Origin of the sequence: Marinobacter sp. (assembly GCF_041595835.1) — a bacterium.
Classification (GTDB): Bacteria; Pseudomonadota; Gammaproteobacteria; order Pseudomonadales; family Oleiphilaceae; genus Marinobacter.
Map to the genome: position 1 here is coordinate 18,027 of NZ_JBFHJO010000004.1, position 20,652 is coordinate 38,678.

Genomic DNA, 20,652 nt, shown 5'->3' on the forward strand with positions numbered 1-20,652 from the left:
CGAAAGGCTGCCGCTCATAACGCCATTACAACAGGGATGTAATGGCGTTATGTTCCTGGTCAATCTTGGTACGGGAGTCTTCAACCAGAAAACGGGCGATTTTTTTACCCAGGAAAGGGACATCACACAACACCAATAAATTCACATAATTGATGCACCGGTCACCGTTACCCTGCAAACGCATATTTCCTTTAATTTTTGCAGGAACGCCTTCAATTTTTACCCGAAACTCGCAGTGCCACTCGCCATCGTCTTTTCGGAACCAATGTTCTTCCTGTCGGATCTGGTTCCACTCACGATGAAAACTCGCCAGCATACCCGGCACGTCTGCAGAGGCCATCATTTCACGTTCGACAACCAGCTTTCCGGCTGTATCGTCTTTATGAATTTCGGCAATGTTTACATTACGGGCACCCAGTTTTTCGTTTTTCTTAAGAATATGGTGCTCAGAAAAGAAATGATTGATCACATGATCAATCCCCGCATTGTAAGGATGCTCCAGCGTTAGCTCCATAAAACCTCCATTGTGTGTTACTGCTTATTGTTGCCACACAAAGCCCAGGCAACATTGGCCGTGACGGCAATTGGCCAAGGCATGCAAGCCAGAGCGATTGGTTCACATTTCAGCGCTGTTAAGGCGGCTTTGCGGGAAGTATCATGTGCATTCCTAACTCAAACTGACCCACTTGGGCAGACAGGAGATAATCATGCGTAATGCCGACCTGGTCGCTCGGGATCTGAAATCCGTCTGGCACCCATGCACCCAGATGAAAGATCACGAAACACTACCGCTGATCCCCATCAAGCGCGGTGAAGGCGTATGGCTGGAAGATATGGAAGGTAACCGCTATATCGATGCCGTCAGCTCTTGGTGGGTCAACCTTTTCGGCCACGCAAATCCACGCATTAACAACGCCATCCAGGAACAGATCGGCCAGCTGGAGCACGTTATTCTGGCTGGATTCACCCATGAGCCAGTGGTCAACCTGTCAGAACGCCTGATCAAACTGACCCCCGAAGGCCTGAACAAATGCTTCTACGCCGATAACGGTTCATCCGCTATCGAAGCCGCCCTGAAAATGAGCTATCACTACTGGAAAAACCAGGGTCGGCCAAGCAAAAAGAACTTCGTAAACCTGAGCAACAGTTACCACGGTGAAACACTCGGAGCCTTGGCGCTGGGCGATGTCGCTCTGTATAAAGACACTTACCAACCACTGTTGATGGAAGTACTGACCGCCCCCTCCCCCGATGCCTACAACAAAGAACCGGGCGAAACCGACGAAGACTACGCCCTGCGCCAGTTCCAGGCCATGGAACAATTGCTGGCCGAAAAGCATGATGAAATCTGTGCGGTGGTAGTGGAACCCCTGATCCAGTGCGCCGGCGGCATGCGCATGCACCACCCGGTTTACCACACCAAATTACGGGAAGCCTGTACCCGTTATGGCGTACATCTGATTGCCGACGAGATTGCCGTAGGTTTCGGGCGCACCGGCACCCTGTTTGCCTGCGAGCAAGCAGGCATCACGCCAGACTTCATGTGCCTGTCTAAAGGGCTCACCGCTGGCTACTTGCCGTTGTCTGTAGTACTCACCACCGACAACGTCTATAACGCATTCTATGACGACTATGAAACCATGCGGGCCTTTCTGCACAGCCACAGCTACACTGGCAACCCCATTGGCTGCGCCGTGGCACTGGCCACACTGGACATTTTCCGAGACGAAAATGTCATCGAAAACAACCGCCAATTGTCTCATTGCATGGCCGATTCCGTCGCTCACCTGGCCGACCACCCCAACGTGGGTGATATCCGCCAGCATGGCATGACACTGGCCATCGAAATGGTCAAAGACAAAAACTCTAAAACCCCGTTTCCCTGGCAGGAACGCCGAGGCCTGAAAGTCTACCAACATTCCCTCAGCCGCCAGGCCCTGCTGCGTCCGCTGGGGAACGTTATCTACTTCATGCCGCCTTACGTGATCACTGAAGACCAGATCCGCCACCTGGCTCAGGTTGCCACCGAAGGCATCGCCATTGCCGCCAAAGACTGAGGAAAAGACATCACATGCGCATACCCAGAATCTTTACCGACAGCCCGTTACAAGTCGGCAGCCAGTGTGAACTCGATGAAAACGCTGCCAACCACGTAGGCCGGGTACTGCGCATGCAACCAGGACAAGAGCTGCGGCTATTCAATAACGACGGCCACGACTACAGCGCCACCATTACCCAGGCGGGCAAAAAAAACGTCACGGTTGACATCCAAAGTGCTGAAAAAAAACCGACCGAGTCCCCCCTCAGCATCACTCTTGGACAAACCCTCTCCAAAGGCGACCGCATGGACTACGCGGTACAAAAAGCGGTGGAAATGGGCGTTACCACCATCGTTCCCCTCAGCACGCAGCGTAGCGATGTAAAACTCAAAGGTGACCGGGAAGAAAAACGTCGGCGCCACTGGCAACAAGTCGCCATCAGCGCCGCTGAACAATGCGGTCGGGCGAAAGTACCAGAGATCCTGCCGGTTATGACCGTACAGGAGTGGCTGGTACACAGCCAAAGCTGTGATTTACGACTGGTTCTGCACCACCGGACTGAACAATCTCTGAACACCTTAACCAAACCCGCCAGCATCGCCCTGATGATCGGCCCTGAAGGCGGCCTGACTACCGACGAAATAGCTCAAGCAGAACAGAACGGTTTCCTGCCGGTGGCCCTCGGCCCCCGTGTTCTGCGCACTGAAACTGCACCGGTTGCAGCCGTGGCTCTGTGCCAGTGGTTGTGGGGGGATATTGGCGGATAACACACTTATGACTGATTTGGCGTCACCCAAGTCATTGACACAGAAAGCAAGGCTCAACATTATCATTGTCTGACAATTTTGTGAGTGCGGGCACACGTTCCGAAGTACCACTTCCAGAACAAAAACCAGAACAACTAGCGAGTACCGGATGACCAGTCTCCTGAACAATCCAGAATTTTGGCAATACCTAAGCATCCCCGTTATCGCCGCCCTGATTGGCTGGAGCACCAACTGGCTTGCCATCAAAATGACCTTCTACCCACTGGAATTCGTCGGCAAACCACCCTTGCTCGGCTGGCAAGGCATTATCCCCTCCAAAGCCCGGAAAATGGCCGCCATCAGCGTTGACGCCACCATCTCAAAAATCGGCACCGTCCAGGAAATCTTCGAACACATAGACCCGAAAGTCCTCGGCGCCCACATCATTCACACCGTCGACCCACGTATAGAAGAGTACGTAGACGAGCTCATGCTCAAAGAACACCCCACGTTCTGGGAAAACCTGCCAGCCTCCGCCCGAAGAATGGTCTATGAGCGGGTACGAAAAGCCACGCCTCAACTGGTCGACAACCTCGTACAAGACGTTTCCGATAACATCGAAGACCTGCTTGATATCAAAGGCATGGTGATAGACCGGCTGGCCAAAGACAAACAACTCCTGAACCGCATATTCCTGGAGTGCGGCGACGTAGAATTCCGTTTTATCATCAACTCCGGGCTCTACTTTGGCTTCCTGTTCGGACTCATTCAAATGGGCGTATGGTACTTGTACCCTGCGCCATGGGTACTGCCGGTCTTCGGTTTACTGGTGGGCTGGGCCACTAACTGGATTGCCCTGAACGTCATCTTCCGGCCTCTGCACGAACACAAAGTCGGCCCATTCCGCATCCAGGGGCTGTTCCTGAAACGCCAACCGGCCGTTGCAGCATCCTTCTGCCACATCGTCACTCATGAAATCCTTACCGTTGGCAACATCATTACCGCCATTCTCGAAGGCCCCAAAGGCGACCGGGCCCGTAACATGGTAAAAAAACACATCAAACCGCTGGTCGACGAAACAGCCGGCATGGGGAAGGCGCTCACCCAGATGGCATTCGGCCCCGCCGGATTCGCTACCCTGAAAAACCAGGTGGGTGAAAAAGCCATCAGTATTTCCCAAAGCTCCTTCAACAACCCCATGTTCGAGCAAGACCGCGCACGGGCGGTTGAGTCCATTATGGTTGAGAGGATGGTTGCACTCTCCTCTGAACAATTTCAGGATCTGCTGCGCCCCTGCTTTCAGGAAGACGAAATCAAACTGATCATGGTCGGTGCCTTTCTGGGTATGGTGGCAGGTATCAGTCAATTGATCTTCGTATTCGGTGAAACGCTACTCTAAATACTTCTTACACTGTGCACAGAAGCTCCACACCTCTATACTGGCTTGGTTAACCATTGGATACATATCAACCCGGAGGCAGTGAATGCCAGGTTTTTTCTCCTGGATTGCAGGTTTATTCTCTCCGCAGCAACCTGCTCAAGCTGCTGCGGAAACCCGGCTATTCAACCGGGCCCCAAGTGAACAACCGGATTCCTCACCCACGACAACAGACACACCTCCACGGTTAGAATACCATTTGTTTTGCTGGCTACTGGACTCACAGCCCGCTCAACTTCGTAAAGTAACGCCTGGCTATGAAAAGATTCTGGCAGAGCTGGAAAGACGGCTAAGCACCAACGCCATGGAAGAGCTGCCCAGAAAGCCCGGCACCCTGCCTATGCTGATGCGGGCGCTGTCCGGAGATAGTACCGACCGCAAGCAACTGACTGACATTATTCTCAGTGACCCATCCCTGACGGACCAGTTGTTGCAGGTTGCTAACAGCCCGCAATTCAGACCAGGCGACTACCTTATCGAGTCGGTTGATCAAGCCGTCTTCGTGCTGGGTCTGAATGGCATCAGGAATGTTATAGCCGCTGCCGTTATGCGCCCCATGATGGCTGCAAGAAACAGCACGGAAGCACTGTTTGCACAACGGGCATGGCGCTGGGGCCTGACTTGCGCCCGGTCAGCGGAGATGATTGCAAAGTTCAACAATGACGACACCAGTGCTCACTTTATGGTGGGTTTGCTGCCATCACTGGCTTACATCACCATCCGCCGGGAAATAGCGAGTATTTTCAGAGCACAAGGCATAGACAATGAACCCGAGGCCGCATTGCTTCGAGTCGCTTTAGCCAGATATCAGTGGGCAGCCTGCCAACTACTTGCCAATGTCTGGAACCTGCCCCCGAAATACCATGCCTGGTTGCTGGCCGCAGAACGCCCAGCGCCAAAACAATCGCACTGGGCATTAACTGATGGTTTGCTAATAGGTACTCGGGAAGTGTTGCGCAATGCCCGCCAGCGAAACCTGGCAGAAGAAGATCTGCTTCAGATTACTCACCTTTCTTCGGAGCAGCTTGGTCTTGTCAGAACGGCCGTTCTGGCCATGCTCAAGGAAAGCAAAGCCGCCAAATAGCCGCGGCAAAGAGAAGAAACTGAGCCGTCAGACCGGCCCATTACCATCTTCATTGCGCAGTAACTCAGCAAAACTCACCTCTTCTCGATCTGTTGCTGAGCTCATCAAATGTGCAGGCAGCGCACTGGCCGGTAGCCGGTCAACCACCCGGTCTTCATCCCTGCGCACAGTCTGCAAGACACTGCCCACAGTAATCAGGTCCAGAGCTCGCCCTGGCACCAGCTGGTCGCCATTTCGCCCTGCCAGACTGAGTATACCGGCACGGATCAGCTTATCGCTGACCTTACGGGTAACTTCGCCGGGCACTCGCAACTCGTGCTCCAGTGACTCTTGCTGCGGTGCTGGCTCGCCTCGACTAAATGGCTGAGCCACCATCCACATGACAGCCAGGCCGACACGCTCCTGAAGCTCCGGGGCCATCTGTACATTCCGTTTCTTGGCCACAGATCCGGGGTTCTGCATGTAGTAAGACAAACTCGCACCCAGCAATAAAATCATCCAGTTCATATAGATCCAGATCAGCAAGATGATTCCCACTGCGAAGCCGGAGTAGATAGCCGCATACTTGGCAGAACCCGCTACAAATGACGCAAACAGCATACCCGCTGCCTGCCATGAAATACCGGCAACCAGGCCTGCAATGAAAGCATAGCGAAACTTCACCCGGGTATTCGGGATAAAGATGTAGACGAAGGTAAACGCAGCCACCACCAGAAGGAAGGGCGTAAGGCGACTGACCAGCACTATCAGTGAGCCAAAGGGCTCAATCGACATCACGCTCTGTACAACCTCTGATGAGAGCAGAGTCGCTGTCGCGCCTACAGCAGAAACCATCAAGAGCGGCCCAACCATGATTACGCTCAGATAATTACTGAAGCGCTGAGCCATGGAGCGCATCTCTGGCACCCGCCAAATCATATTGAAAGAACGTTCGATTTTCTGGACCAGCGAAACAACCGTATACACCAGCATGGCCAACCCGACGGACCCTAACACCCCAACCTTGATGTTATCGACGAACCCGAGAATCTGCTCTGCAATCTCTATGCCTTGCGGGCCCATTGGCTCGAAAAACTGGAACAGGAACGGTTCCATTTTCTGGTGCACGCCCAGAGCCTTCAGTACCGAGAAGCTCAATGCCAGTAACGGCACAATACTCAGCAGCGTGGTATACACCAGGCTCATCGCATGCAGGGTCAGCTGACCACTGATCAGATCCCGAACCAACGCATAAACCGAACGGCCGGTCTTGTAGAGCCACGTCCAGGGCCACTTTTGCGGGGGATTGGGGTTGGAAAGAATCCAGTCTTCTGCGGCCTGAAGCCGCTCTTTCAATTGGATAGACGCCACGTACCTTCCTAATTAACAGTCTTTTCTACAGCTTATCAGGCAGATGGCAGTAAACAACCAGATACTGCGCATTTTGCACACCTGAAAACGGCCCTTTCTACGAATATATTATATCCATATCGAATTTAGTTCCTTTCACTTATAACCAAATTCGCGTAAAAAAGCGGTCTCTGATATCTGTCTGATGTAACGACACAGGAATTTCTTATGCGCCTTTCCCGTTTTTGGGCCACCATTGCCCTCACCGCTCTGCTACCTGGCACGGCCGCAGCAACCAACGGCTACTTCAGCCATGGCTACGGCACCATCAATGCAGGTATGGCAGGTGCGGGAACCGCTCTGTCTCAGGACAGTATCGCGGCGGCCACAAACCCGGCTGGCATGGCGTTTGTTGGCAGTCGTATTGACGGCGGGCTGGAAGCCTTCTCTCCGCGCAGGCGCTATAGCGTAGAAGGCGGAGCGCCAAACATTCCCAATCAGACCTTTTATCTGGCGCCCGGCTCCGTCTCGAGCAAGAACGGGGCGTTCCTGATTCCCCACTTCGGTTATAACCGAAGTCTGAACAACGGTCATAGCCTGGGCTTATCGATCTTCGCTAATGGCGGCATGAACACAGAATACAGCGGGGCCCAGGGCGGCACATTCGGTGCAGGCAAAACCGGCGTCAACCTGGAGCAACTGTTCATTGCCCCGACCTGGTCCTGGGAGTTCTCTGAAGGTCAGGCCATTGGCATATCCCCACTGATCGCTTATCAACGATTTAAAGCCGAAGGGCTTGGTGCATTTGGCGCACTGGGGTTTTCATCCAACCCGAATGCCCTCACCAACAACGGCACAGATGATGCCTGGGGCTATGGCTTGCAAATCGGCTGGCAGGGCAAAGTAACAGATACTTTACGTGCTGGCCTGAGCTGGCGCACCATTCTTGAAATGGAAGAATTCAGTAAATACGAAGGTCTGTTTGCAGAACAAGGGGGGTTTGATATTCCCCAGATGTTCAACGCGGGTATCGCCTGGTCAGGCATCCGGAACCATTGGCTGCTTCTGGATGTGCAACACATCCGTTACAGCGACATCAACAGCATCGGCAACCCGATGATGCCCAACCTGATGCAGGCCCCGCTCGGAGCTGATCAAGGCGCTGGTTTTGGCTGGGACAACATGACTATCGTTAAACTGGGCTGGCAATGGCAGCAAGACGAACAGCAAACCTGGCGCGCTGGCGTCAGTTACGGAGAACAGCCGGTTCCTGATGAAGAAGTGCTGTTCAACATCCTCGCACCGGGCGTGCAGGAGTGGCACTTCACCGGAGGTTTCACGCACCGTGTCAGCGATGCGCTGGAAGTGTCCGGCATGGCGTTCTACTCACCGCGCAAAACCATCCGTGGTGAAAACCCGATGGGCCCAGGTCAACAGATCGAGCTAAGCATGAGCCAGGTCGGCACGTCCCTCAGTGTGGGTTATCAGTTCTGAACGGAGTCGAGATTCCTCGCAGTAATCTCCACAATCCGCTGACGGGCCTCACGACTGGCCCAGGCGGAATGGGGTGTAACAATCAGATTCGGAATACCCTCCGCCAGCAGTGGGTTACCGTTGCGCGGAGGCTCCTCGGTCAACACATCAAACCCTGCCCCGCCAATCTGCCCTTCACGCAGCGCCACCGCCAGGGCTGCTTCATCCACTAAGCCCCCCCGACTGGTATTAATCAGCAGCGCTGTTGGCTTCATCAGCTTCAGTTCCCGCTCACCAATCATATTGCGGGTTTCTTCCGTCAGCAGGCAATGCAGTGACAACACATCCGCCTGAGCCAAAAGGTCATCCAAAGGAATGCGTGGATAACCCCCTACGCTCCCCGGCTCCTGCCCCGGCCGACAGCCCAGTACAACCTTCATGCCGAAAGCCCTGGCGCGTTCCGCCACACCCTGTCCTAAATCACCAAAACCAACTACGCCCAGCGTTTTTCCCTCCAGTTCCATGATCGGGTAATCCATCAGGCAAAACATATCACTCCGGGCCCAGCGACCTTCACGTACATCCCGGTTGTAATCCAACAGCCGCGTAGCCAGGGCCAGAATCAATGCCATGGTGTGCTGGGCCACGGTGGCACGACCATACTGAGTCACATTCAGTACTGCCACACCATGTTCTTTCGCCGCGACCATATCAATGTTGTTAACGCCAGTAGCCGTCACCGCAATCGTTTTCAGTTCCGGACAAGCCTTAAAATGCTCACGGTTAAGCTGAACCTTGTTCACCAATACCGTATCAAACCCCTGAATACGCTCCGGCACTTGCTCCGGTACCGTTCGCTCATAACGAGTCAAACCGCCAGCAACCTGCTCAATCGGCGAAAGATCCACGTCATCACCCAGGGTACTGGTGTCCAGAAAAACCGCTCTCATACTTTTCTCCTGACTCAAGATTGATACAGATTAAGGTAGACTGGGGAAAACGAACAAATACCCGGAGACGCAACATGGAACACGAATTCTGGCATGAACGCTGGGAAAAAAATCAAACCGGTTTCCACGAAGGCACCGTCAACAAATACCTGCAAGACCACTGGCAGGAACTGGCAGGCTCCGGAACTGACGCCGTCTTCGTCCCCCTGTGCGGAAAAGCGCACGACATGTGGTGGCTACACGACCGCGGCCACCCCATTATTGGCGTAGAACTCAGCGATATCGCCTGCAAAGACTTCTTTGAGGAAGCTGCTGAAAAGGCCATGGTACATCCAGGCGAGCCGTTCATCACCTTCAAACACGATAATCTGCAACTCTGGTGCGGCGACTTCTTCCAACTGGTGCCCGAAGACCTCAAACACATTCGCCTGGTCTACGACCGCGCGGCCCTGATTGCCCTGCCCCCGGAAATGCGTAAACGCTACGTCGAGCACCTGACAGCTGTAACACCAGACGACATCACGATGTTGCTGATCACCCTGGACTATGACAGCAACGAAATGAAGGGCCCTCCATTCAACGTCAGTGATGAAGAAGTCCATACGCTCTACGGCGACGACTACAACATCACCCAGATACTCCGGCAGGACATGGCCAGAGACAACCCTTTTGCCAAACGAAGAGGCTTGAGAAACGGCGCGAAGGAAAGCGTTTTCAAGCTCACCAGAAAATAAAATTTTCAGGGCCCCTTAGAACGTCTGACCAAAGGGGGCCCTTATCTCCAAAGTCATCACCTCTGCATTATTTAATGAACCCAATCTAACGCTGACCTGTCCAACCCCCGGAGTCTGAACTAAGCTCAGATTAATCAGGCCGGAATACAGTAACCAATAACACACCGGCCGAAATCCAGTCTACTCATCCATGAACCAACCACTCTGCCTGGGCAGAGGGTGCCAAAACGGAGCCATTACGTGGGTTAGAGCTATCTATAACAAGCAAAAGCAAGCGAGGGGCACCTATGAGCATTCTGCAGCATTTCAAAGACCGGTATGCAGCCACCCAAGAGGAGGAGTACTCCCTTGATGAATACCTGGAGATCTGCAAAACGGACCCAACCGCCTACAGCACCGCCGCCGAGCGAATGCTGATAGCCATCGGCGAACCAGAACTGACGGATACCTCCCGTGACCCTCGCCTATCACGCATCTTCTCCAACAAAGTCATCAAACGATATCCCGAATTTTACGAGTTCTACGGCATGGAAGAAGCCGTAGAAAATATCGTGTCCTTCTTCCGCCATGCTGCCCAGGGTCTGGAAGAGAAAAAACAGATCCTCTACCTGCTCGGTCCTGTTGGTGGCGGCAAATCCTCACTGGCCGAAAAACTCAAATCACTGATGCAGAGAGTACCTTTCTACGCTATCAAAGACTCACCGGTAAATGAAAGCCCGCTGGGCTTGTTTGACCCGGATGAAGACGGGCCGATTCTGAAAGAAGAATATGGCATCCCGGGCCGGTACCTGAAAAACATCATGTCCCCCTGGGCGGTGAAGCGCCTGCACGAATTCGGCGGCGACATCAGCCAGTTCCGCGTGGTCAAACGCTATCCGTCGATACTCGATCAGATTGCTGTTTCTAAAACCGAACCCGGAGATGACAACAATCAGGACATTTCTGCACTGGTAGGCAAGGTCAATATTCGCATGCTGGAAGACTACTCTCAGGATGACCCGGATGCTTACAGCTTCAGCGGCGGACTGTGTAAAGCCAATCAGGGACTGATGGAATTTGTAGAGATGTTCAAAGCGCCCATCAAGGTGCTGCATCCCTTATTAACCGCCACACAGGAAGGCAACTACAACACCACCGAAGGCATGAGCTCAGTACCCTTTGACGGAGTAGTCCTGGCCCACTCCAACGAATCGGAATGGCAAACCTTCCGTAACAACAAGCACAATGAAGCCTTTCTCGACCGGGTCTATATCGTCAAAGTGCCCTACTGCGTGAGGGTCACTGAAGAAATCGAGATCTACCGTAAGCTTCTGAAAAACAGCTCCCTCTCTGGCGCGCCCTGTGCTCCGGACACGCTGGATATGCTGGCCCAGTTCTCCGTGCTGTCGCGCATTAAAGACCCGGAAAACTCCAGCATTTTCTCAAAAATGAAGGTGTATGATGGCCAGAGCATCAAAGACACCGACCCGAAAGCCAAGTCTATTCAGGAATACCGGGACGCCGCCGGCGTGATGGAAGGCATGGATGGCTTGTCGACCCGCTTCGCCTTCAAGATTCTGTCAAAAGTCTTCAACTTCGACACGGCAGAAATCGCGGCTAACCCCGTCCATCTTCTCTATGTACTGGAAAAACAGATCGAACAGGAACAGTACGCCCCTGAAATTCAGGAAAAGTATCTGCGCTTCATCAAGGAATACCTGGCACCTCACTACGTGCAGTTTATTGGCAAAGAAATCCAGACAGCCTATCTGGAAAGTTACAGCGAATATGGGCAGAACCTTTTCGACCGCTATGTCACCTACGCCGACCTTTGGATTCAGGACCAGGAGTTCCGAGACCCGGAAACCGGAGACATACTGGACCGGGGCTCCATCAACGACGAATTGGAAAAAATCGAAAAACCCGCAGGCATCAGCAACCCCAAAGACTTCCGAAACGAAGTGGTCAACTTTGTGCTAAGGGCCCGAGCCAACAATCAGGGACAAAACCCATCCTGGCTCAGTTACGAGAAACTGCGCAGCGTGATCGAGAAAAAAATGTTCTCCAACACCGAAGACCTGCTGCCAGTTATATCCTTCAACCCGAAAGCCAGTCAGGAAGATCAGAACAAGCACAAGCAGTTTGTCGAGCGCATGGTCGAGCGGGGTTATACCGAGAAACAGGTCCGCTTGCTCGCCGAGTGGTACCTGCGTGTGCGTAAGTCCCATTAACGGCGACCGGGAGCAGTACCATGGGAATGACCCACATAGTCGACCGGCGCCTGAACGGCAAAAACAAGAGTACCGTGAACCGCGAAAGGTTCCTGCGCCGCTACCGGCATCACATCAAAAAGGCTGTTTCTGAAGCGGTTCAGCGGCGCTCGATCACAGACATTGAGCGAGGTGAGAAAGTCAGCATTCCGGCTCGTGACATTCAGGAGCCCACCTTCCGTCATGGCCCTGGCGGCCGCAGGGAGGCCGTGCACCCCGGCAATCAGGAATGGGTTGCCGGGGACACCATCCCGAAACCCCAGAACGGAGACGCCGGAGGCCCGGGTCAGGCCAGCCCGGACGGTGAAAGCATGGATGACTTTGCCTTCCAGATCACACAGGAAGAATTTCTGGAATTCCTGTTCGATGATTTGGAGTTACCCAATCTGGCCCGGAAAAAGCTGAAAGACACTGAGGCCTTCAGTTACGTGCGAGCCGGTTTCTCCAGCCAGGGCGTGCCCGCCAAACTGGATATCATCCGTTCTTTACGGGGAGCTCACGCCCGAAGATTAGGTTTGGGTGGCGCCCGCAAGAAAAAGATCCGGGACCTGGAGGCTCAGCTAGAAACCCTGAATAGTGCGCCGGATGATTTGGACCCTGCGTTCAGCCACGAGGATCAAATCAAGGTGCTTACGGAGGAAATCGCCCGCCTTAAAGCCAACGTAAAACGTATTCCCTTTATTGACGAAATCGACCTTCGATACCGCCAGCACCAAAAGAAACCCAAGCCAGCCACCAGTGCGGTTATGTTCTGTTTGATGGACGTGTCTGGCTCTATGACTCAGATGCACAAAGACATCGCCAAGCGCTTTTTTATCCTGCTGTATCTGTTCCTGAAAAAAAACTACAAGAAGATCGATGTGGTGTTTATTCGCCACCACACCAGCGCCAAGGAGGTAAGTGAGGAAGAGTTTTTTTACTCCAGAGAAACCGGCGGCACCATTGTATCCAGCGCCCTGAAGCTGATGAACCGGATCATCAGCGACCGGTACTGCCCCACTGAATGGAACATCTACGCAGCTCAGGCCTCCGATGGCGATAACTGGAACGACGACTCGCCAGCGTGCAGCAAACTTCTGGCCACAAGCATCCTGCCGCAGGTGCAGTACTACTCATACATAGAAATCACGCCCCTGGAGCACCAAACCCTGTGGCATGAATACGAAAAGCTGATGGCTCAGCATCCACAAAGCTTTGCCATGCAACAGATTGCAGACCCTGCGGATATTTACCCTGTCTTCCGAAAGCTGTTCGAGAGGAAAGCCGCATGAACGACCGGATTGATTGCCCAAACGAACCGGAGGGACCGAACCCCCCTGCCCGAACACCCATTTCTACCGGTTCAGAATGGACCTTTGAGCTGATTCAGAAATACGACGAGGAAATTGCAAAATGCGCGGCCGAATTTGGTCTGGATACCTACCCCAATCAAATCGAAATAATCACCGCCGAACAAATGATGGACGCCTACAGTTCTGTGGGCATGCCGGTTGGCTACCACCACTGGTCCTTCGGTAAGCAGTTTTTACAAACCTCCAAGGGATATCAGCGCGGACAAATGGGGCTGGCTTATGAAATCGTGATCAACTCTAACCCCTGTATCGCCTACCTGATGGAAGAGAATACCTTGCCAATGCAAGCTCTGGTCATTGCCCACGCCGGCTATGGTCACAATTCCTTTTTCAAAGGTAATTACCTGTTCCAAACCTGGACCGACGCCAGCGCTATCATCGATTATCTGGTATTTGCCAAGAACTATGTTTCTGAATGCGAAGAACGCCATGGCATTGATGCTGTTGAGGAAATTCTGGATTCCTGTCATGCCCTGATGAATTACGGCGTGGACCGCTATAAGCGCCCACCCCCAATCTCGGCGGCGGATGAGATCCTGCGCCAGGCGGAACGAGAAGAGTACCAGCAACGCCGCATCAATGATCTTTGGCGCACCATTCCAAAGCCTGATGAGAATGACCCGGTCACGCGCAAACCCCGCTACCCCTCCGAGCCACAGGAAAACCTGCTGTACTTCATCGAAAAGAACGCGCCCTTACTGGAAACGTGGCAGCGAGAACTGGTCAGGATTGTGCGCAAGCTGGCCCAATACTTTTACCCCCAACGCCAAACCCAGGTGATGAACGAAGGCTGGGCCACCTTCTGGCATTACACGCTACTGCACCGCCTGTATGAAAAAGGGCTGGTAACGGATGGCTTCATGCTGGAACTCCTGCAAAGCCATACTGCGGTGGTTTACCAGCCGCCCTTCAACAGCCCATGGTATTCCGGCATTAATCCCTACACGCTTGGGTTTTCCATGTTCACCGACCTGCGCAGAATCTGTGAATCTCCTACCGGGGAAGACCGGGAATGGTTCCCTGATATTGCGGGTACAGACTGGCTGGAAACCCTTCATTTTGCCATGGCGAATTTCAAAGACGAGAGCTTTATCCTGCAATACCTGTCCCCCAAAGTAATGCGGGACCTTAAATTGTTTGCAATCGAAAACGACGAAGAGGACGACCACTACACCGTCACAGCCATCCACGATGAAAATGGCTACCGGGCGCTGCGGGAAAAACTGGCGGGGCAATACAACCTGAGCTACCGGGAACCCAACATTCAGGTTTGGAACGTAGATGTGCGGGGGGACCGCTCACTGACGCTGCGGCACATCCCCGTCGATCATATTCCTTTGGACAAAGAAACTGATGAAGTACTCCGGCATGCTCACAGACTTTGGGGCTTTGATGTGCATCTGGAAAGTATAGACGAGGGTGTGGTGACCAAGGCACACCACTGCCCCCGCCCTGCTGACAGCGAAGGATAACCCTGAAGCAAACCGGGGTCACATCACGGTGGAAACCTTGAAGTGAACCACAGACTGCAACAGGTCCTGCGAAAGCTGTGACAGGTTCCGGCTGGACTCTGCCGTTTGCCCGGATGCCGATGCGGCTTGCTCAGCCACTTCAGCGATATTCTCAACATTCAGATTCATTTCATCGGCAACCGTTGTCTGCTGCTCGGCAGCACTGGCAATCTGAGCATTCATGTCATTAATCACCGCCACCCGCTCAAGGATGGAGTCAAGGGACTGCCCGGTCACGTTCGCCAGACTGACACTTTCCGACGTATTCTGCCGACTTGATTCAATCACTTTAACCGCATCAGCAGCACCACTTCTCAACCGTTCTATCGTGGTGTTGATCACCTCTGTTGAGCTTTGGGTGCGGCCCGCCAATGACCGAACCTCATCGGCTACAACCGCAAATCCCCGGCCACTTTCGCCGGCTCTCGCCGCCTCAATTGCGGCGTTCAATGCCAATAAGTTGGTTTGCTCAGCTATGCTGTTGATCACTTCCAGGACTGAACCGATCTCGCTGCTTTGCGACTGAAGCTGAACCATCACTTGTTCAGCATCTTCCATGGCCTCTGCAAGCCTGTTCACTTTGGCAATCAAATTCTGAAGCACCACCCGCCCTTCGCCGGCTTCACCATTGGCCTGATTAGCGGCTTCTGCAGCCGCCACCGTATTACTGGCGACCTCGCGTACCGTCGCACTGAGCTCACTCATGGCGGAAGCTACCTGCTGAGTCTCTGATCGCTGCTGAGAAACCCCTGATGCCGTCTGCTCTGTTACTGCTGACAGTTCTTCCGCAGCCTGCGCGACATGCTCTGTTGACTGAATTACGCGCCTGACAACCTCCTCAAACCCGGACACCATTTCATTCAGAGAATTCGCCACTCCCGCCAATTCGTCTCGGCCTTTTACCGTAAAGCGGGCGGTCAGGTCACCTTCTCCGAGCCTGCCCGTTGTTGCCTGGAACGCTTCAATGCTACTGATAACACCACGGTAGAACGATAGAAACAGATAAAGCACAATCAAAAAAGCCAGAGCCATAACAACCAACGCTCCGGTCCTGATCTGCACAAAACGATTCTCTCGGGCATCCAGCAGCCGGTCCAGCACTGGTAACGTCCGGTCAAAAACGTCATACACCTGGTTGATCGCCTCAGTGCTCACTCGCATAACCTCCCCTGCCGACACGGAGAGGATATCCGGCTCGAGTAGTTGAGCTTCAAGAAGAGTCGAGAGTTTACGAATGCTGCCTTGCGTCTGATCACCCAATTCTTTGAGCTCACCTGCGAGCTCCGGCTTATAGGCAAAAACCCGTTCCAGACTGTACGTCAACGCATCCAACTGCTGGACAATTCTATCTTCACGGACAGCCAGGTTTGCCCATGAACGCCCCTGATGCGTTCCAGCAGCAGCAACTCCAGCCCCGATTCCGCGCGCCTGAGCCATGGACTCTGTTAACGACGGCAGCTGGTTAATAACCATACCGACCAGGTAAAAGGTGTCCACCTCTGGGTCCAGAATAAGATTTGAGTTCTCGGCGAGAAGCCCTGTCAGCAAAAAAAGCTGCTCGATGAGTTCGGTGTGCGATTCGAAACTTTGCGATGCGGTCATCCCAGTCACAGAACCTGAAATCCGGGCCCAATCCCTCTGAATGGTCTTCACACTTCCAGCCACCTCGTTTGTGCTGATTTTTCGGCTTACCAGTTGCTCCAGACCGGAGAGAGACCGTTCGATTTCTGCAGCCTTGTTCCTCATATCACTTAGAAAGGCCTCATTGCCGCCGTGAAAAGCCGCAGAAAAGCCTCGGTGCTCCTGAATCAACGCGAGCGGTTCCCGAACCAGATTAATCTCTTCAAGCCCCTGACGCTCTTTTTCAACAAAGCGAATCTGAGATGCCATTTCCGCCTGCAACAGATAACCGAGGCTAAACAGGGGAATGAAAAAAACGAGAGAAATCAGAAGGAATTTATGAGGGTATCGAAGATTGTTTAACAGTGCCGTGCCGGGTCGTAACAGGACTTCCATGATGGAACCTCTAAGCTGAATCTTTTTTATTTTTATGAGCACTAATCAGAAACGCGACGTTCTTCATGCACCCTCTAATATATGTATTAATCATACTTCTTACTTAAGTGATCATTAGCCGAATATTGCAAAGTTTCGTTACGTTTTGATACTGGGAAGAGCGACCTCAGGGCGACGGAAATTTGAGTGTCGTTGGCAATAATAATCAAACCTACGACAGCCGGAGAGGCACTATGTAAACGTGAAACTCCTCATAAGCTCAGCAAGTAACCTTTAGTTTTCGTCGTGCAACTGAGACCAACACGCTATACTTCTAACATTGATTGAAATGCGACGAATCGTGGAGATTACAAAGGAATGACACGTCTCAATACACTGGATGCGTCCTGGCTGGCCGTAGAATCTGAAGACACGCCTATGCATGTGGGCACGCTTCAGATCTTTTCGCTGCCAGAGGGTGCGTCTGAGACATTTTTGCGGGACATGGTCACCCGCATGAAGGAATCCGGAGAGGTTGCAGCGCCCTGGGGAGACAAGCTGGCCTGGTCCGGCTTCCTCGGGCGCCTACTCGCCCCGGCCTGGAAAAAAGACAAGGATATCGATCTCGATTACCACGTAAGACATTCGGCCTTACCACGCCCCGGTGGAGAGCGGGAACTCGGTATTCTGGTTTCACGCCTGCACTCTAATCCTTTGGATTTTTCCCGACCGCTCTGGGAATGCCACGTAATTGAAGGGTTAGAAAACAACCGGTTTGCCATGTATACCAAAATGCATCATTCCATGATTGATGGCATCAGTGGTGTACGTCTGATGCAGCGTGTTCTAACCACTGACCCGGACCTGAGAAACATGCCTCCGCCCTGGTCGGTTCGGCCGGAAAAGCGTCGGGGCAGCAAGTCTGACCAGGAAGCCAGTGTCGCGGCCGCCTTTTCCCAGGCCATGGATGCGTTAAAGATCCAGGCAGATATGGCCCCTCGCTTGTGGCAGGCGGGTAACCGGCTGATGCACTCGGTCAGGCACCCGGAGGATGGCCCCACCGCACCCTTCACTGGCCCGATTTCCATTCTCAACCACCGGGTAAAAGGTCAGCGCCGTCTGGCCACTCAGCAATACCAATTAGACCGACTTAAAGCGCTGGCTCATGCTTCTGGCGGCTCCCTGAACGATATTGTGCTGTACCTGTGCGGAACAGCCTTACGCCGCTTCTTGCTGGAACAGGACAGCCTGCCAGACGCCCCGTTAACAGCAGGGATTCCGGTCAATATCCGTCCTGCCGATGATCAGGGCACAGGCACGCAGATCAGCTTCATGATCGCCTCACTGGCAACAAACGAAGCCGACCCACTCACCCGCCTGCATCAAATCAAAGAATCCAGCTGCCGTGCAAAGGAGCATCTGCAAAAGCTGCCCAAAAGCGCACTGACCCAGTACACCATGCTTCTGATGTCACCGTATATTCTGCAGCTGATGTCAGGACTGGGCGGGCGTATGCGGCCGGTATTCAATGTGACCATCTCCAACGTACCTGGCCCCAATGAAACCTTGTATTTTGAAGGTGCAAAACTGGAAGCCACCTACCCGGTGTCGCTGATCGCCCATGGTGGCGCGCTGAACATCACCTGCCTGAGCTATGCGGGCACGCTCAACTTTGGCTACACCGGCTGCCGGGATACTCTGCCGAGCATGCAGAAAATCGCAGTCTATACCGGTGAAGCGCTGGACGAACTTGAAAGCCTGATGCTGCCACCCAAACCTAAAAAGCAGCGAGCTGGCAGCAAGAAAAAATAACGAATGGGGGCTAGCCACTTTTCCAGTGGCCAGCCCCCAGAAAGACCAATTGCAGAAAACGGGTGGTGCGCTTGCGCACCTGCCCGACCTGATAATCATCATCCGGCGAAATACTGAGAATATCCGCAAGGCTGAAAGCCACCGTCCGGACAACCAGGTCACAAGTCATATCCAGGTCCGCATCACTCAGATTCTCCAACAGCCTGAGTCTACGCAAATCGTTAGCCAGTTCGTTGGCAAAGAAGCGCATTTCACTTCGAATACCTTCCTGCACCGCCCGGCTCTCACCCGCCAGCCCCTGAGCCATAAACAGAAAGAAACTACGATTAGCCTGAGCATGAGCTACGAAAATTTCGACAGACTCCTCTATCAGCCTGTCAGCATGCAGCACATTTGCCCGCGCCTCCCGCATCATCCGTCGTAAGACCAGCCCCAGCTCATCAACCAGCTGCAATCCAAGATCATCAACACTCCGAAAATGCCGGTAAAAGGATGTGGGCACAACGCCTGCCTGCCTGGTAATTTCACGAATACCAATACTGGCAAAGTGCCGGCCTTTTCCGACCAGCGCCAGCGCCGCATTCATCAATTTCTCGCGGGTTTCTCCAGGCCTTCGCCTTTGTACTTCTGACATCGATTAGTCCGCACTACAGGGTCAAGTTCACAAGTGTACACATTAGATTGACCAAAAACCTAGACAGCTTGTCATTCTGAGCCAGCTTCCAGCAGCACCCATTGCTCACCTGGCACCTCATGTGTACAGTTGTACACACAAGTGAACAACTGTACACATGAGATTATATTTCATGCGCCGCGAACACGGAGAAATGCGATGCTGACAAGAATCACGCAGTCTAAGGCTTTACACTGGCTAGGCCAGCAATTACTCAACCGTGACGACCCGGCCGCATTTTTTGACCCCCTGGCCGAAACCATCAACCCCATGTGGGTACAACAGTACACACCGGCTATGGTAGAGCGTATTACTGAAGAAACCCCAGACACTAAAACATTTGTACTAAGACCGGCCAAACGCTGGACGGGTTTCAGGGCCGGGCAGCATGTGAACATCTGTATCGACATCAACGGAGTTCGTCGCACCCGTACATTCAGCCTTTCCAGCTCACCCACACTCTGGGAACGTCAGGGGCTAATAAACCTGACCATAAAGCGATTACCAGACGGGCTGGTAACCAGCTGGCTGCACAGCACTTTGAGGAAGGGTGATGTCATCGGGCTAACGGATGCCTTTGGAGAATTCCTGATTCCAGAGCCCGCTAAACCCGTCCTGTTTATTGCAGGCGGCAGTGGTATCACCCCGGTACTCAGCCAGTTGCAAACTATGGCTTCCGGGAATTATCCGGAACCAGTCACCCTTCTTTACTACGTGCGTACTCAACATGATGTAATCGGGAAAGAAAAGCTGACCACGTTGGCTAAAAATTATCCTGCCCTTTCTCTGCACATCATCAGCACCCACGAAAGCAAACAACCGCGTTTGCTGAGCGACACAGACCTAACGGCCATAACCGACCTTGAAGCCAGAGAGGTGTATCTCTGTGGTCCCAAAGGATTAATGGATCTTGCCTCTGACTTACTGGCCCGGCGTGGCGTGAACGACAAGCAGATTCACAGCACCTTCTTTGCGCCGCCCGCAGCCGCGCAACTGGAAACTGATCAAATTGGAGGAGAGATCACCTTCAGCCTAAGCAACCTCAAGATAGATTCCAAAGGCAATGCCAACCTGCTGGAGATTGCCGAAGCTGCGGGCCTTAAGCCCCAACATGGATGCCGTATGGGCATCTGCCATCAATGCAGCTGTCAGAAAACCAGCGGCACGGTGGTAAACCGGCTCACAGGGCAAGTATCCGGACCGGGCGAAGAAAGCGTGCAACTCTGCATTTCCATCCCACAAGGCCCGGTGGTTCTGGACGCATAAC

Annotated in this window: 16 protein-coding genes; 11 read left to right on the forward strand and 5 right to left on the reverse strand. The window is 53.2% G+C overall.

Features of this window, described 5'->3' with window-relative positions; translation table 11 throughout:
- Positions 1-25: 25 nt before the first annotated feature.
- Positions 26-514 carry a DUF2505 domain-containing protein gene (locus ABYA77_RS02790; RefSeq protein ID WP_372964421.1) on the reverse strand — a complete coding sequence of 163 codons (489 nt, stop codon included), beginning with the start codon at positions 512-514 and terminating at the stop codon, positions 26-28.
- A 193-nt stretch (positions 515-707) separates the two neighbouring features.
- On the opposite strand from ABYA77_RS02790, the gene ABYA77_RS02795 reads away from it, so the two are divergent.
- From ABYA77_RS02795 to ABYA77_RS02810, 4 genes are all read left to right on the forward strand, one after another.
- The gene (locus ABYA77_RS02795; RefSeq protein WP_372964422.1) at positions 708-2,057 is read left to right on the forward strand and encodes an adenosylmethionine--8-amino-7-oxononanoate transaminase; all 1,350 of its coding nucleotides are present in this window, start codon (positions 708-710) and stop codon (positions 2,055-2,057) included.
- A 14-nt stretch (positions 2,058-2,071) separates the two neighbouring features.
- Positions 2,072-2,806, forward strand: a complete 735-nt coding sequence (locus ABYA77_RS02800) for a 16S rRNA (uracil(1498)-N(3))-methyltransferase (RefSeq protein ID WP_372964423.1) — start codon at positions 2,072-2,074, stop codon at positions 2,804-2,806.
- A 148-nt stretch (positions 2,807-2,954) separates the two neighbouring features.
- Complete coding sequence (locus ABYA77_RS02805) at positions 2,955-4,184, forward strand: DUF445 domain-containing protein (protein WP_372964424.1); 1,230 nt, start codon at positions 2,955-2,957, stop codon at positions 4,182-4,184.
- A gap of 85 nt (positions 4,185-4,269) precedes the next feature.
- Positions 4,270-5,307: an HDOD domain-containing protein gene (locus ABYA77_RS02810; protein ID WP_372964425.1), complete on the forward strand. Its 1,038-nt coding sequence runs from the start codon at positions 4,270-4,272 to the stop codon at positions 5,305-5,307.
- Positions 5,308-5,334: 27 nt separating this feature from the next.
- Here ABYA77_RS02810 and ABYA77_RS02815 read toward each other — a convergent pair whose 3' ends face one another.
- On the reverse strand, positions 5,335-6,657 hold the full coding sequence (locus ABYA77_RS02815; protein ID WP_372964426.1) for a YihY/virulence factor BrkB family protein: 1,323 nt from the start codon (positions 6,655-6,657) through the stop codon (positions 5,335-5,337).
- Positions 6,658-6,864: 207 nt separating this feature from the next.
- Here ABYA77_RS02815 and ABYA77_RS02820 point away from each other — a divergent pair, with 207 nt between their 5' ends.
- Positions 6,865-8,130 (forward strand): OmpP1/FadL family transporter, encoded by a 1,266-nt coding sequence (locus tag ABYA77_RS02820; protein ID WP_372964427.1) that lies wholly within the window; start codon positions 6,865-6,867, stop codon positions 8,128-8,130.
- On the opposite strand, the gene ABYA77_RS02825 is transcribed toward ABYA77_RS02820, so the two are convergent.
- Positions 8,121-9,059, reverse strand: coding sequence for a D-2-hydroxyacid dehydrogenase (locus ABYA77_RS02825; protein ID WP_372964428.1), 939 nt, complete (start codon positions 9,057-9,059; stop codon positions 8,121-8,123). The two genes, ABYA77_RS02820 and ABYA77_RS02825, sit on opposite strands and share 10 nt — an antisense overlap.
- Positions 9,060-9,133: 74 nt before the next feature.
- On the opposite strand from ABYA77_RS02825, the gene tmpT reads away from it, so the two are divergent.
- From tmpT to ABYA77_RS02845, 4 genes are all read left to right on the forward strand, one after another.
- The gene (tmpT, locus tag ABYA77_RS02830) at positions 9,134-9,793 is read left to right on the forward strand and encodes a thiopurine S-methyltransferase (protein ID WP_372964429.1); all 660 of its coding nucleotides are present in this window, start codon (positions 9,134-9,136) and stop codon (positions 9,791-9,793) included.
- A 287-nt stretch (positions 9,794-10,080) separates the two neighbouring features.
- A complete protein-coding gene (locus ABYA77_RS02835) occupies positions 10,081-12,003 on the forward strand; it encodes a PrkA family serine protein kinase (protein ID WP_372964430.1) in 1,923 nt (640 codons plus the stop codon).
- 20 nt (positions 12,004-12,023) lie between these two features.
- Positions 12,024-13,313, forward strand: a complete 1,290-nt coding sequence (locus ABYA77_RS02840; protein WP_372964431.1) for a YeaH/YhbH family protein — start codon at positions 12,024-12,026, stop codon at positions 13,311-13,313.
- A complete protein-coding gene (locus ABYA77_RS02845; protein ID WP_372964432.1) occupies positions 13,310-14,866 on the forward strand; it encodes a SpoVR family protein in 1,557 nt (518 codons plus the stop codon). The genes ABYA77_RS02840 and ABYA77_RS02845 overlap by 4 nt, the downstream gene beginning before the upstream one ends.
- Before the next feature lie 18 nt (positions 14,867-14,884).
- Here ABYA77_RS02845 and ABYA77_RS02850 read toward each other — a convergent pair whose 3' ends face one another.
- Positions 14,885-16,795 (reverse strand): methyl-accepting chemotaxis protein, encoded by a 1,911-nt coding sequence (locus ABYA77_RS02850; RefSeq protein WP_372964433.1) that lies wholly within the window; start codon positions 16,793-16,795, stop codon positions 14,885-14,887.
- 483 nt (positions 16,796-17,278) lie between these two features.
- Between ABYA77_RS02850 and ABYA77_RS02855 the strand changes: the two genes are divergently transcribed.
- A complete protein-coding gene (locus ABYA77_RS02855; protein WP_372964434.1) occupies positions 17,279-18,712 on the forward strand; it encodes a wax ester/triacylglycerol synthase family O-acyltransferase in 1,434 nt (477 codons plus the stop codon).
- 10 nt (positions 18,713-18,722) lie between these two features.
- On the opposite strand, the gene ABYA77_RS02860 is transcribed toward ABYA77_RS02855, so the two are convergent.
- Positions 18,723-19,346, reverse strand: coding sequence for a TetR family transcriptional regulator (locus tag ABYA77_RS02860; protein ID WP_372964435.1), 624 nt, complete (start codon positions 19,344-19,346; stop codon positions 18,723-18,725).
- A 198-nt stretch (positions 19,347-19,544) separates the two neighbouring features.
- On the opposite strand from ABYA77_RS02860, the gene ABYA77_RS02865 reads away from it, so the two are divergent.
- Entirely contained in the window at positions 19,545-20,651 is a 1,107-nt protein-coding gene (locus ABYA77_RS02865; RefSeq protein WP_372964436.1) for a ferredoxin reductase, read from the forward strand.
- Position 20,652: the final 1 nt, after the last annotated feature.

Bases quoted from the DNA above. Each gene is read 5' to 3' on its own strand.
- ABYA77_RS02790 (WP_372964421.1), bottom strand. From the start codon at position 514: ATGGAGCTAACGCTGGAGCATCCTTACAATGCGGGGATTGATCATGTG.
- ABYA77_RS02795 (WP_372964422.1), top strand. From the start codon at position 708: ATGCGTAATGCCGACCTGGTCGCTCGGGATCTGAAATCCGTCTGGCAC.
- ABYA77_RS02800 (WP_372964423.1), top strand. From the start codon at position 2,072: ATGCGCATACCCAGAATCTTTACCGACAGCCCGTTACAAGTCGGCAGC.
- ABYA77_RS02805 (WP_372964424.1), top strand. From the start codon at position 2,955: ATGACCAGTCTCCTGAACAATCCAGAATTTTGGCAATACCTAAGCATC.
- ABYA77_RS02810 (WP_372964425.1), top strand. From the start codon at position 4,270: ATGCCAGGTTTTTTCTCCTGGATTGCAGGTTTATTCTCTCCGCAGCAA.
- ABYA77_RS02820 (WP_372964427.1), top strand. From the start codon at position 6,865: ATGCGCCTTTCCCGTTTTTGGGCCACCATTGCCCTCACCGCTCTGCTA.
- ABYA77_RS02825 (WP_372964428.1), bottom strand. From the start codon at position 9,059: ATGAGAGCGGTTTTTCTGGACACCAGTACCCTGGGTGATGACGTGGAT.
- tmpT (WP_372964429.1), top strand. From the start codon at position 9,134: ATGGAACACGAATTCTGGCATGAACGCTGGGAAAAAAATCAAACCGGT.
- ABYA77_RS02835 (WP_372964430.1), top strand. From the start codon at position 10,081: ATGAGCATTCTGCAGCATTTCAAAGACCGGTATGCAGCCACCCAAGAG.
- ABYA77_RS02840 (WP_372964431.1), top strand. From the start codon at position 12,024: ATGGGAATGACCCACATAGTCGACCGGCGCCTGAACGGCAAAAACAAG.
- ABYA77_RS02845 (WP_372964432.1), top strand. From the start codon at position 13,310: ATGAACGACCGGATTGATTGCCCAAACGAACCGGAGGGACCGAACCCC.
- ABYA77_RS02850 (WP_372964433.1), bottom strand. From the start codon at position 16,795: ATGGCATCTCAGATTCGCTTTGTTGAAAAAGAGCGTCAGGGGCTTGAA.
- ABYA77_RS02855 (WP_372964434.1), top strand. From the start codon at position 17,279: ATGACACGTCTCAATACACTGGATGCGTCCTGGCTGGCCGTAGAATCT.
- ABYA77_RS02860 (WP_372964435.1), bottom strand. From the start codon at position 19,346: ATGTCAGAAGTACAAAGGCGAAGGCCTGGAGAAACCCGCGAGAAATTG.
- ABYA77_RS02865 (WP_372964436.1), top strand. From the start codon at position 19,545: ATGCTGACAAGAATCACGCAGTCTAAGGCTTTACACTGGCTAGGCCAG.